The 13,178-nt window shown below is 72.2% G+C and carries 8 protein-coding genes; 6 read left to right on the top strand and 2 right to left on the bottom strand.

Annotated elements, in window-relative coordinates; translation table 11 throughout:
* Positions 1–184 precede the first annotated feature (184 nt).
* Positions 185–1,516 (top strand): TolB-like translocation protein, encoded by a 1,332-nt coding sequence (locus tag L2K70_RS17255; RefSeq protein WP_236404323.1) that lies wholly within the window; start codon positions 185–187, stop codon positions 1,514–1,516.
* 81 nt (positions 1,517–1,597) lie between these two features.
* Here the strand turns inward: L2K70_RS17255 and L2K70_RS17250 are convergent, their stop codons facing one another.
* Positions 1,598–2,257, bottom strand: coding sequence for a response regulator (locus L2K70_RS17250; RefSeq protein WP_236404314.1), 660 nt, complete (start codon positions 2,255–2,257; stop codon positions 1,598–1,600).
* Positions 2,254–4,272, bottom strand: a complete 2,019-nt coding sequence (locus L2K70_RS17245; RefSeq protein WP_236404311.1) for a sensor histidine kinase — start codon at positions 4,270–4,272, stop codon at positions 2,254–2,256. Before L2K70_RS17245 ends, L2K70_RS17250 begins: the two co-directional genes overlap by 4 nt.
* A 152-nt stretch (positions 4,273–4,424) precedes the next feature.
* Between L2K70_RS17245 and L2K70_RS17240 the strand changes: the two genes are divergently transcribed.
* From L2K70_RS17240 to L2K70_RS17220, 5 genes are all read left to right on the top strand, one after another.
* On the top strand, positions 4,425–5,138 hold the full coding sequence (locus tag L2K70_RS17240) for a hypothetical protein (protein WP_236404308.1): 714 nt from the start codon (positions 4,425–4,427) through the stop codon (positions 5,136–5,138).
* A gap of 155 nt (positions 5,139–5,293) precedes the next feature.
* The gene (locus L2K70_RS17235; protein WP_236404305.1) at positions 5,294–6,121 is read left to right on the top strand and encodes an alpha/beta fold hydrolase; all 828 of its coding nucleotides are present in this window, start codon (positions 5,294–5,296) and stop codon (positions 6,119–6,121) included.
* A gap of 414 nt (positions 6,122–6,535) precedes the next feature.
* Entirely contained in the window at positions 6,536–7,774 is a 1,239-nt protein-coding gene (locus L2K70_RS17230) for an HNH endonuclease signature motif containing protein (RefSeq protein WP_236404302.1), read from the top strand.
* Between the two features lie 58 nt (positions 7,775–7,832).
* Entirely contained in the window at positions 7,833–12,392 is a 4,560-nt protein-coding gene (locus tag L2K70_RS17225; protein ID WP_236404292.1) for an ATP-dependent helicase, read from the top strand.
* Positions 12,385–13,176, top strand: a complete 792-nt coding sequence (locus L2K70_RS17220) for a DNA-formamidopyrimidine glycosylase family protein (RefSeq protein ID WP_236404289.1) — start codon at positions 12,385–12,387, stop codon at positions 13,174–13,176. Before L2K70_RS17225 ends, L2K70_RS17220 begins: the two co-directional genes overlap by 8 nt.
* The last annotated feature ends 2 nt before the right edge of the window (positions 13,177–13,178 follow it).

Here is a 13,178-nt window from a genome sequence, read left to right as displayed (position 1 = left end):
CCGCGACTGTCGCGGCTCGGGTTGAGCCTGAGGTTCCTGGCGTCCCGAGCGACAGGGACAGGTGTCACTGCTCGTATCCGGGCCGAAGACGGGACACCCGCCCCTGCCAACCGGGACAGCCGCGCCGCCACGATCCAGGTGCGACATCCCGTCGCCTACGACATCACCGACGTCCGGAGGATCCATGCCCACCCGCCAATCCGCCATCATGGCGCTGGCCGCCGCGACCCTGACCGCCACCCTGGCGGCTGTAGCGGCTCCTACAAGCCCCTCTCACGCGCAAGCGACCATCCCGTCCAGCGCGACGAACCTGCCTGGAAGCATCGTCCTGCTCAAGGACTACAACGTCTGGCTCGTCCGGCCGGACGGCACCGGGCTCGTGCAGGTGACCAAGGACGGCACCTTCGCCTCGCAGTACTACTCACCCAGCATGACCGACGACGGCACCATCGCTGTAGGCAAGGGCCAAGAGATCGTCCGGCTCAAGCAGAACGGCACTGTCCTCAACACGATGGACCCGCCACCGCTGACGAACTCCGTGGGCCAGCCGCAGGACGGCGTGCCCGTCAGCGTCGCCATCTCGCCCGACGGCACAAGGATCGCGTGGTCCACCACGAGCTCCACGTGTCCGGTCGCTGCTGAGTGTGGAACCCGAGCGGTCACCGGTGTGACATCGGCGTCCGTGCTGACCCCGCCGACGACGACGTCCTACTTCGGGGACCCGAGCTGGGTGAGCAACACCCGGCTGATGGTGCACGGTGGCTACGGGAGCCAGATGATGCTCCAAGACGTCGGGGGGAGCCCGCAGCACTGGTTCGACGACCGCGACATCTTCTCCTCGGACACCGACCTCGGCGACGGCTGGGTCTCGCGCGACGGTCGCGTGCTGGTGGCCAGGCGGGGGTACGGGTCCGCCGCGAGGATCTTCACCTACAAGATTGCGGGCGACCCGCGGTCCGGCGACCCCGCCACGCTGGCGACGCCGAGTCCGGACTGCGCGACCAACGAGGACGCGAAGCTCTCGGACCCGACCGCTGCCCCCGACGGCTCGGCGTTCGCCACCGCTGAGGTCGAGGGGGTCTCGGTCATGACGATCGGCGCCACCTGCGAGACGAACGCGGCGTGGCTGCTCGTCCCGGGCGCCACCGAGCCGTTCTGGTCACCGGCTGCCATCAGTCCGGACGCCGGCGCTGGACCGGCGCCGGCGCCCGCGCCTGCTCCCGCCCCCGCTTCGGCCCCCGCTCCGTCGTTCACGATGCTGGCCAAGCCGGCCGTGCTGGGCAAGGTCGCGGTGGGCCGGAAGGTGCGCGCCAGCCTCGGGCGTTGGTCGCCCTCACCCAGCGCCACCAAGGTGGTGTGGCTGCGCAGCGGCAAGCCGATCCGCTCCGCCAGCAAGACCACCTATCGCGTCACCCGGGCCGACCGAGGCAAGCGACTGTCGGTGAGGGTGACGGTGCGCGGCTCAGGTCTGCCCGCCAAGACGGCGACGTCCGCGCCGCGAGTGGTTCGGCGTTGAGGTAGCCACGCCTGTCACCAGGCAGGTGAGGCGCCCGTTCCCCGTGGCGGGGGACGGGCGCCTCTTGCTTCGTTACCTGGGTCAGTCCGCGCCCATCCCGGCGTCCCGCGCCCGGGCCACGGCCTCCGCACGGTGGGCGACGCCGAGCTTTCCGAAGATCGTCGACACGCTGTTGCGCACCGTCTTCTCGCTGAGGAACAGGTGGCGCGCGATCGCTCCGTTGGTGAGTCCGCGGGCCACGAGGTCCAGGACCTCGAGCTCGCGATCGGTGAGCTCGGGGAACGGCACGACCCGGCCGTCACCCCGGTCGGCACCTCGGTTGAACAGCCCGAGGACCTTCGCCCCCACCGCTGGACCGAGCACCACGTCTCCGGCTGCGACTCCCTCGATCGCCCGGGCGATCTCGGCCCGTGCGGCGCCCTTCACGATGTAACCGTGGGCTCCCGCGCGAAGGGCCGACACGACGGACTCGTCGTTCTCCAGCATCGTCAGCACCAGGACGCGTGTCTCCGGCAAGTCGGCGAGGATGTGACGCGTGGCCTCGATGCCGCTGACGCCCGGCATGTGCAGGTCCATCACCACGACGTCGGGCCGCATCTCGATGGCGGTGGCCACCGCTTCCGCACCGTCCGCAGCCTCCTCCACCCGGCCTACCCTTGGCATGCCACGCACGACCTCCACCAGTCCTTCCCGGAACAGGGGGTGGTCGTCGACGACGAGGACGGACAACGAGGTGGTCACGGGGTCTCCAGCGGTAGTCGGGCTGAAAGGACGGTCCCGGCGCCCGGCCGGGTGTGGATCGCACAGGTGCCACCGACTTCGGCGGCGCGGTGGTGGACCGACTCGAGGCCCACGCCTGCCCGGACGTGCTCAGGCATCCCGGTCCCGTTGTCCGTGACGGTCAGAGCCAGCTCGTGGTCGACCACCTCGAGCACCACGTCCACCCGGGTCGGTTGCGCGTGCCGCACCGCGTTGGTGACGGCCTCGGAGGCGATCCGGTAGGCGGCGACATCGACGGCCGCCGGCAGCGTCCGCAACAGCTCGTCCGGCACGCGTACGTCGAGGCACAGTTCGACGCTGTCGCCGAACTGGTCGAGCTGTTCGCGGAGGGCGCCGGCCAGACCGAGCCCGTCCAGGGAGGGTGGGCGCAGGTCGTCGACGATGCGTCGCACCCCCGCGACGCTCGCCCGCAGCCGTTCGGCAGCCACGTCCAGGGCAGCTGCGGCCGCCTCAGGGTCACGTGCGACGAGGTCGCGGGTCGACTCCAGCTTCATCGCGGTGGCGGCCAGCGTGGGGCCCAGGTCGTCGTGGAGGTCGCGACGGAGCCTCCGCCGTTCCTCCTCGCGGGAGAGTACGAGTCGCTCCCGGGATCGGACGAGGTCCTCCGAGAGAGCCGCGGCGTGAGCCGCCAGTGCCGCCTGCCGGGCCAGGCGCTCGAGCACCGCCAGCTCTCGTGCCCCGAGCCCGGACTCGCCGGCGCGGGGTGCGACGCGCATGGTCCCGACCTCGCGGCCCTGATAGTGCAGGGGCACGTCGACGGCCAGCCCGGTCGGCGTCCCGGCCCCTCCGCGAGCGCCGCGTGCCGTCTCCACCTCCGCCCACGGCACGCGCAGAGTGCGGACGATGCCCTGGGCGACGGCCGGGAGCACGTCGGCGGGGTGCGTGGCCGCGTCAAGCCGGTCGGCGAGCCGCGCCATCGCGGCCTCGGGGTCGTCCCGGTCCCCGTACAGGAGCCGGTTCACGGCCAGCTGCAGGCGGTCGCGCAACGGTGCCGTCGCCACCGCTGCCACCACCACGGCCGCGATACGCAGGTCGGGACCCACCCCGTCGGTGAGGGAACCGGCCAGCCAGACCAGGGCGGCGTACACCACCACCACAGCGAGCGTGAGGCCTCCGTAGACCAGCGAGCGGTCGAGCACTAGGTCCAGCTGCCACAGCCCTCGACGCAGGATGGCGACGGCGAGGGCGAGCGGGACCGCGAGCATCGCCACCGCGATCAGACCCGGCCCCGTGCCCGGCGTGACGAGCGCGATCCCGAGGAGGCCTGCGAGCACGGCGGCTGCGAGGACGAGCCACGAGAGCTGGTCGCGGTCGTGAGACCGGGGCTCCGAGCGCCGCCACCGCACCACCACGGACGCGACTCCGGCGACCGCGCAGACCAGGAAGAGAGGGAGGGCAACAGTGAGCAAGACACCGGCGCCAGGGACAGCGAGCACAGGCTCGGCGTCCGCGAAGGCAGGGGGCGGGGCGAAGTCCTGCTCCTCGTACGGCGTCAGCGCCCACCCGGCCGTCGCCACGAGGACCACGACCCACGACAGTGCGACCACAGGCCGCCACCGGGGGGAGGGAGGGCGACCGGTCGGGAAAAGGAGCAGGACGAGCGTCACCGGGAGCAGGTAACCGGGCGCCCAGCTCCAGCCGGCCATCCAGTAAGCCGCCTCGGCCAGCGCCCCGAGGTCACGCCCCACGGCCCACCACGCGAGCGCGTCGCACGCAGAGGAGAAGGCGCTGCTCAACCCCGCCGCGAGCATCAGCCAACCGAGCGGCAGCTGCGGCCGCCGGCCGGCGACGAGGCCTCCCAGCACGCCGAAGCCAACCCCGCCTGCGACACCGCGGATGACGTCGGCGCCGGACGGCGCGCCGTCCACGACGAACGCGGCCGCCACGCACCACCCGACGAGCAGCAGCGTGAGCCCGGTGAGGGCCGCTGCGAGCCCGCGGGCCCAGGCAGCGGGTAGGCGGGGCGATCGGGACATGGGGTGATCATCGCTGGTCAGGAGTCCCGATGGGACGGGTTCTGTGTCCCGTCCGAAGTCGGGACAGCCACCCGGTGACGGCGGGACGGCGGCGGGGCGAGAGTTCCGGACGTCAGCACAACAATCTCCGACAATCCACAGAGGAACTCGTCATGACCCAGCAGATCACCATGGGGGCCGGCCTCACGGCTCCCGAGGGCACCTTCGCCGCCGGCGAGGCCGCCAGCAGCACCTCCCCCTCCCAGTCCCCGACCCTCGCGCGACGTCTCCTGGCTGCGAGCGCCGTCGCCGCGCCAGCGCTCTTCACCGCCTACGTCGCCACAGACCCGGCTCCACTCCCTCGGGAGCCCGCTGTCGAGTTCATCGGTGCGATCGCGGCACACCCGACCGCTTTCATCGTGTCCACGTCCTTCCAGTTCGCGGCCATGGCAGCGGGCGTCACGCTCGCGGCGTACGTCATGGTCGCGTTCGCCCGGACCGCACCGCGACTGGCCCCGGTCGTGGGGGTCCTGCTGGGCCTCGGCTACCTCGGAGGTGCGGCCTTCGCGGGAGCCAAGACTGTCGCCGCCGACCTTGTCGTCAACGGGGCTCCGCGCGCCGGCGCGCTCGAGGTGTGGTCAGCCGTCCACACCGGCCCACTGTTCGAGGTTCTGTCCTGGCCGCTGCTCATGGCGATCCCCGGCAACCTGCTGCTCGCCGTCCTGCTCCTGCGCAATCGCACGGTGGTCGGTACCTGGCCGGCCGTCGTCGTGGTGGTCGGGTTCGTCATGGGATCGGGAGAGTTCCCGGACGTCGTTACCCTCACGGGGTGGGCGATCCAGGTGCCGGCCGTGCTTCACGTCGTACGGCGCACGCTGCGCGGCTGAGCCTTGTCGCGACGCCCAACGGCGCGGGAGCCTCCATGAGGCCCCGCGCCGTTGTCGGTGTGCGTCCGGAACTTCGGAGGTCCGAAGTTGCCGGTTCCGTTCTACGCTGCACCCCGATTGATCGCTCAAGCACTCTTGAAGGGAAGACCCAGCACGTGACAGACCTGAACGTACACAGCGGCGAAGCGACGCTGGCCGGGGAGGTACGCGGCGACGGGCCAGCGTTGGTCTTCCTGCATGCCGGAGTGGCTGACCGGCGCATGTGGGACGGAGTGGTGGAGACCGTCGCGGGCACGCACCGCACCGTCGCCTACGACCGGAGGGGATTCGGCGGGACGCCACCTCACAAGGAGGCGTACTCCCACACGAACGACCTCCTCGCAGTCCTCGATGCCGCCGGCATCAGCCACGCGACCCTGGTGGGTTGTTCGCAGGGTGGCAAGGTCGCCCTGGACTTCACCCTGGCTCACCCCGAGCGCGTCTCGGCGCTGGTCCTGGTCGCCCCGGCCGTCGGCGGCGCCCCGGCCGTCGACACGTTCCCTCAGGACGTGGAAGCGCTGCTCGAGGATTTGGAAGCTGCTGAGGAGTCGGAAGACCTGGACCGCCTCAACCTCCTCGAGGCACGCGTGTGGCTCGACGGCGTCCTTGGTGCGGAGGGGCGCGTGCAGGGCGACCTTCGCGACCTCTTCGTGGAGATGAACGGTGTGGCCCTCCAGGCGGCGCCACAGGTCGGCGAGGAGACACCTCCCCCGCCGGCATGGCCTCGGTTGGGCGAGATCGCGGTGCCCACTCTGCTTGTCTGGGGCGACCTCGACTTCCCACACGCCCAAGAACGTTGCCAGACGATGAGTGAGCTCATCCCCGACGCCCGGGGTCGGGTCATGCATGGGACCGCGCACCTGCCGAGCTTCGAGGACCCTGAGTCGTTCAGCACCCTCCTGACCGATTTCCTGACGGAGGTCGAGCAGACCGACCGGCCGTGATCAGTCCGCGAGCGGCTCGGTGCACTCAAGTCCAGTTCGGACATTGCTTCCCACTCGACACTCGCTCCGTCATGCTCCGGGGCCTCGTCCCTTCCGACCACGAGGACAGTGCCTTCCTAGGCCGACGTGGCATGGAGATTACGAGCCGCTACTCAAGGAAGCCCTTGCTCACGCACGGCGGGGGCGGTCCGCGGCACCCGCAACTACTAGCGAGGAGAGTCGCGTGAGTCGACTGAGTCGGGCGTTTGTAAGTGCATCCCGTACCGCAGAACGAGGTTGAGCCACACTCACCGGGCCGCGTCATTCTGGGCGGGGTCGGCTACGCCAGGTCAGCTTGGCATGATCGCCGCCCTTGATGAGATCTCTAGGCTGCCTGTGTTGTATTCGAACATGTGTTCGTAGCACGATGACTTCATGCCTTCCGCCCAGCTCACTTCCATCGCGGCGGTCGACGCCTGGCTGGACCAGGTGAGCCACTCCGAGGCCGGGGCGCTGAGCGGCAGCGAGCAGGCGGCGCTCATCCAGGAGCTGCAGAGGATCGAGCGGCGGGTCGTCGCTGCTCGGCTGCACGTCCTTGCCGCCGCCGAGAGGTCGAGAACGGCCACGCACAACGGTGCTGCCAGCACGGCCGCCTGGGTCGCAACCCTGACGCACGCAGACCCGCAGGCCGCGTTCCGGGAGGTGCGGCTGGCCAACGGGGTGGAGGACTCCCCCGCCGTCGGCACGTCGCTCGGCCGCGGCGACATCTCGCCCGCACACGCGTCCGTGATCGTCGATGCCAGCCGCAAGCTGCCGGCGTCCATCACTCCGGCACAGCGCGAAGTGGTCGAGCAGACGCTCGTGGAGAAGGCGCAGCACTTGTCGCCGTCGCGGCTGCGCAAGGCGGCACGGCGGGCCATCGGCGCCATCGAGCCGGACGCGACCGTCGTCGACGCCCACGAGGACGCGTTGCTGCACGACGAGGAGGCCGGAGCCCTGGCGCGTACGTCCCTGACGTTCCACGACAACCAGGACGGAACGGTGAGCGGCCGGTTCACCCTGCCCACGCTGCAGGGCCACCTCCTCCGCAAGGTCATCGAGACGATGACGGCACCGCGACGCGGACGCCTCGGTGCCTCGCAGGCGCACACCGGGCCGAAGCCCGAGATTGACTGGGACCACGCCCGCGGGCTCGCCTTCGCGGAGCTGGTCGAGCACATCCCGACCGACCACCTGCACCCGGCTGCTGCAGCCACGCTGTTGGTGACCATCGACGAGACGGGTCTGCGCGATCGCCTCCGGGCGGCGCACCTCGACACCGGCGACAGGATCTCGGCGGGCGAGGCCCGCCGGTTGGCCTGCAGCGCGGGGATCATGCCGGCAGTGCTGGGCACGTCGTCGATCCCCGTCGACCTCGGTCGACAGAGCCGCCTCTTCACCGGCACCCAGCGCACCGGTCTGGCCTCCCGCCACCACACCTGCGCCGCCGATGGGTGCGAGCGGCCGTACTCCTGGTGCGAGCTGCACCACTGGGACCCGTGGAAGCGCGGCGGCCGCAGCGACCTGGTCAATGCCGTCCCCCTGTGCCACTTCCACCACCGGCGGGTGCACGACACCGGCTTCCTCCACGCGCGACTGCCCGACGGGAGCATCAGGTTCAGCAGGCGGACGTAGGCCGACCAGCCCGAAAGGACGGAGCCCGGTGTCGTACCCCGGTGACACACTTCAGCGCATGACCGCCCTCGACCGCTTCAGTGCGCCCACGCGCGCGTGGTTCGAGGCGTCGTTCGCCGCAGCGACCCCGGCCCAGGAGGGCGCGTGGACGAGCATCGCCGAGGGCCGGAACGCGCTGGTCGTCGCACCGACGGGCAGCGGCAAGACGCTGAGCGCGTTCCTCCACGCGATCGACCGGCTGCTGAGCACCGAGCCGCCGGAGGAGAAGTCCGCGCGCACCCGCGTCCTCTACATCTCCCCGCTCAAGGCCCTCGGTGTCGACGTCGAGCGCAACCTGCGCGCCCCGCTCACGGGCATCCGCAACACCGCCGAGCGGCTCGAGGCCACGGTCCCCGAGGTCACCGTCGGGCTGCGGTCGGGCGACACCAGCCCGGCCGACCGGCGCAAGCTCGGGACCACGCCGCCCGACATCCTCATCACGACGCCCGAGTCGCTCTTCCTGATGCTGACCAGCCAGGCGCGCGAGACGCTCCGCAACGTCGACACGGTGATCATCGACGAGGTCCACGCCGTGGCCGGCACCAAGCGCGGGGCACACCTCGCCCTCAGCCTCGAGCGGCTCGACGCCCTCCTCGACAAGCCCGCCCAGCGCATCGGACTCAGCGCGACGGTCCGCCCGCTCGAGGAGGTCGCCCGCTTCCTCGGCGGCGCCCAGCCGGTCGAGATCGTCTCCCCGCCCAGCACCAAGGAGTGGGACCTGCGGGTGGTGGTGCCGGTCGAGGACATGACCATGCCGGAGGAGTACGACGAGGACTCCGGCGACCCCGGCCGGTCGGCCAGCATCTGGCCCCACGTGGAGGAGCACGTGGTCGACCTCGTCGAGCAGCACCGGTCGACCATCGTCTTCGCCAACTCCCGCAGGCTCGCCGAGCGGCTCACCGCACGGCTCAACGAGATCGCCACCGAGCGGGCCGAGCGGCGCGCGGAGGAAGCAGCCGAGACCGGCGCCGCAGCGAGCGCGAGGCCCGGCAAGGTGCCCGCCCAGGTGATGGCGCAGGCCGGGCTGAGCAGCGGTGCCGACACGATCATCGCCAAGGCCCACCACGGCTCGGTGTCGAAGGAGCAGCGCGCCATCATCGAGGACGACCTCAAGCGGGGGCGCCTGCCCGCGGTGGTCGCGACGAGCAGCCTCGAGCTCGGCATCGACATGGGCTCGGTCGACCTCGTCGTCCAGATCGAGTCGCCGCCGAGCGTCGCCAGCGCGCTGCAGCGCGTCGGTCGCGCCGGCCACCAGGTCGGCGAGACCAGCCGCGGGGTGCTGTTCCCCAAGCACCGCGGTGACCTCGCGCAGACGGCCGTCTCGGTCGAGCGGATGCGCACCGGTGCCATCGAGAAGCTGTCCATCCCCGCCAACCCCCTCGACGTGCTGGCGCAGCAGGTGGTCGCGATGCTGGCCCTGGACGAGTGGGACGTCGACGAGGTGTTCGCCCTCGTCACCCGCGCCGCGTCCTACTCGCAGCTCCCCCGCAGCGCGTTCGACGCCACCCTCGACCTGTTGAGCGGGCGCTACCCGAGTGACGAGTTCGCCGAGCTGCGCCCACGCATCGTGTGGGACCGCGTCACCGGCACGCTCAGCGGTCGCCCCGGCGCGCAGCGGCTCGCGGTGACGAGCGGCGGCACGATCCCCGACCGCGGCCTGTTCGGGGTCTTCCTCGTCGGGGAGAAGGCGAGCCGCGTGGGCGAGCTCGACGAGGAGATGGTCTACGAGTCGCGGGTCGGCGACATCTTCGCCCTCGGCGCCACCAGCTGGCGGATCGAGGACATCACCCACGACCGCGTCCTGGTCACTCCCGCGCCCGGCATCCCCGGACGGTTGCCGTTCTGGAAGGGCGACTCACTCGGCCGTCCCGCCGAGCTCGGCGCGGCCGTCGGTGCCTTCACCCGCGAGCTCGCCGCCGCGCCCCCCGCCCGAGCGATCGCGAGCGTTCGGGAGCGCGGCCTCGACGAGAACGCCGCCACCAACCTCGTCACCTACCTCACCGAGCAGCGCGAGGCCACCCAGGTGGTCCCCAACGACACCCAGGTCGTGGTCGAGAGGTTCCGCGACGAGCTCGGGGACTGGCGCCTGGTCGTCCACTCCCCCTACGGCACCCCCGTCCACGCCCCGTGGGCGTTGGCGATCAACGCCCGCCTGCGCGAGCGGTTCGACGTCGACGGTCAGGCCGTCGCCTCCGACGACGGCATCGTCATCCGGATCCCCGACACCGACGCCGAGCCCCCGACGGGCGAGGTGATCGTGTTCGAGCCCGAGGAGATCGAGCAGCTCGTCACCCAGGAGGTCGGCGGCTCCGCGCTCTTCGCCAGCCGTTTCCGCGAGTGCGCCGCCCGCGCCCTGCTGCTCCCCCGCCGCGACCCGGGACGGCGCAGCCCGCTATGGCAGCAGCGCCAGCGCAGCGCCCAGCTCCTCGAGGTGGCGTCCCAGTACCCCGCCTTCCCGATCGTGCTCGAGGCGGTGCGCGAGTGCCTCCAGGACGTCTACGACCTGCCGGCGCTCGTCGCCCTGCTCGGACGGGTCCAGCGCCGCGAGGTCACCGTCGTCGACGTCGCCACCACGACGCCGAGCCCGTTCGCCCGGAGCCTGCTGTTCGGCTACGTCGCCCAGTTCGTCTACGAGGGTGACTCCCCCATCGCCGAGCGGCGTGCCGCGGCCCTCTCGCTCGACCAAGGCCTGCTCGCCGAGCTGCTCGGCCGCGCCGAGCTGCGCGAGCTGCTCGACCCCGAGGTCCTCACCGAGGTCGAGGCCGAGCTGCAGTGGCTGGCGCCCGAGCGACGGGCGCGCAACGCCGAAGCGGTCGCCGACCTGCTGCGGCTCGTCGGCCCCCTGTCCACCGACGAGATCCGCGAGCGGGCCGTCGAGGGCGCGGACGTCGAGGGCTGGCTGGCGTCACTGGCCGACGTACGACGTGTCGTGCAGGTCCGGATGGCCGGCGACGACCGCTGGACCGCGATCGAGGACATCGGCCGGCTCCGCGACGGCCTCGGCGTCCCCGTCCCCGTCGGGACGCCCGACGCGTTCCTCGAGGTGCCCGAGGACCCCCTCGGCGACCTGGTCTCCCGCTACGCCCGCAGTCACGGCCCCTTCACCACCACGGAGGTCGCCGCGAGGCTCGGCCTGGGTGAGGCCGTCGCGCGGCAGACCCTCCAGCGGCTCGCTCACCGGGGCCGTGTGCTCGACGGGGAGTTCCGGCCGTCGGGCTCCGGCAGCGAGTGGTGCGACGCCGAGGTGCTGCGCAAGCTCCGCCGACGCTCGCTCGCGCGACTGCGCCAGGAGATCGAGCCCGTCACCCATGACGCGGTCGCGCGCTTCCTGCCGGCGTGGCAGAAGGTCGGCGGCAACCTCCGCGGCCTCGACGGGGTCATCGCCGCCATCGACCAGCTGGCCGGCTGCCCCGTCCCGGCCAGCGCGCTCGAGCCGCTCGTCCTCGCCGCCCGGGTGCGTGACTACGAGCCCTCGATGCTCGACGAGCTCACCGCCTCCGGGGAGGTCATCTGGGCCGGCCACGCCCCGCTGCCCGGCAGCGACGGCTGGGTGAGCCTCCACCTCGCCGACCAGGCCCATCTGACGTTGCCCGAGGTCGAGGTCGCGACGGGCGAGGTCGACGGCGTGCAGCGTGCCGTCCTGGACGCGCTCGAGCCCGGCGGTGCCTGGTTCTTCCGCCAGATCGCCGACCGCGTCGGCCCCGTGACCGACGCCGAGCTGTCCACCGCGCTGTGGGACCTGGTGTGGCGAGGCCTGATCACCAACGACACACTGGCCCCCTTGCGGGCGCTGGTCCGCAGCGGCACCCCGTCGCACCGCACCCGTCGTACGCCGCCGCGGCTCGGGCGCACGACCGGCGGTCGCATGCCGGTGCGCAGCGGCCCCCCGGAGACCGCCGGTCGGTGGGCGGTCCTCCCCGACCGCGACGGCGACCCGACTCGGCGCGCGCACGCCCGCGCCGAGCACCTCCTCGAGCGGCACGGCGTCGTGACCCGCGGGGCCGTGGTCAGCGAGCGGGTGGTCGGCGGGTTCGCCGGCGTCTACAAGGTGCTCAGCGCCTTCGAGGACACCGGCCGCTGCCGACGCGGCTACTTCATCGAGGGCCTCGGCGCGGCCCAGTTCGGCAGTGCCGGTGCGATCGACCGCCTGCGCACCTTCTCCGAGCCCGACAGCGCGAAGGGTGGCGGCAAGCCGAGCGTCGTCGCGCTTGCCGCGACCGATCCGGCCAACGTCTTCGGCGCCGCCCTGCCGTGGCCGGAGCCGGCGGACGCCGAGCGCGCCGGGCACCGACCGGGTCGCAAGGCGGGCGCGCTGGTGGTCGTCGTCGACGGCGCACTCACCGTCTACGTCGAGCGCGGGGGCCGCACGCTCCTCACGTGGAGCGAGGACCAGGACGTGCTCACACCCGCCATGTCGGCCCTGGCCGACGCCGCCCGTCGCGGAGCGTTGGGTCGCCTCACCGTGGAGAAGGCCGACGGTCAGGCGCTGATCGGCAGCGGCGGCGAGACACCGATCCGGCTGGCGCTGTCGGCGGCCGGGTTCGTCGCGACTCCCAAGGGGCTGAGGCTGCGTGCCTGAGGGCGACACCGTCTACCGCGCCGCCCACAAGCTCGACCGCGCCCTGACCGGTCACCGGCTGACGGTCACCGACTTCCGGGTGCCGGCCTTCGCGACCGTCGACCTCACCGGCGGCACCGTGATCCGGACGCTGTCCCGCGGCAAGCACCTGCTCACGCGCATCGACCACGAGCGCGCCTGGACGGTGCACACCCACCTCAAGATGGAGGGGTCGTGGCACGTCTACCCCGAGGGCGAGCGGTGGCGCCGACCGGAGAGCCAGGTGCGCCTCCTGCTCGGGGTCGAGGGCCGCCGGGCGGTCGGCTTCCAGCTCGGCATCGTCGAGCTCGTGCCGCGCGAGGCGGAGGCCGACCTCGTCGGGCACCTCGGTCCCGACCTGCTCGGCCCCGACTGGGACGAGGACGAGGCGCTCCGGCGGCTGCGGAGTGAGCCCGACCGCCCGATGGGCGAGGCGCTCCTCGACCAGCGCAACCTGGCCGGGATCGGCAACATGTACATGGCCGAGCTCTGCTTCACCGGTGGCGTCAACCCGGCGACGGAGGTGGGGCGGGCGCCCGACCTGACCCGGCTGGTCCGGCGGGGCAAGCAGATGCTCGAGGTCAACAAGGAGCGGGCGATCCAGTCGACCACCGGCAACCTGCGCGAGCGCGAGCGGATGTGGGTCTACCGGCGCGACCGGTCACCCTGTCGTCGGTGCGGCACGCCGATCGCGGTCACGATGCTGGGCGAGCCGGGCCGCGAGCGGGCGGCCTACTGGTGCCCGAGCTGCCAGCCCGAGCGCTGAGC

It is taken from the genome of Nocardioides potassii, assembly GCF_021648885.1.
GTDB lineage: Bacteria > Actinomycetota > Actinomycetes > Propionibacteriales > Nocardioidaceae > Nocardioides > Nocardioides potassii.
This window is presented reverse-complemented; position numbering and strand designations above follow the sequence as displayed.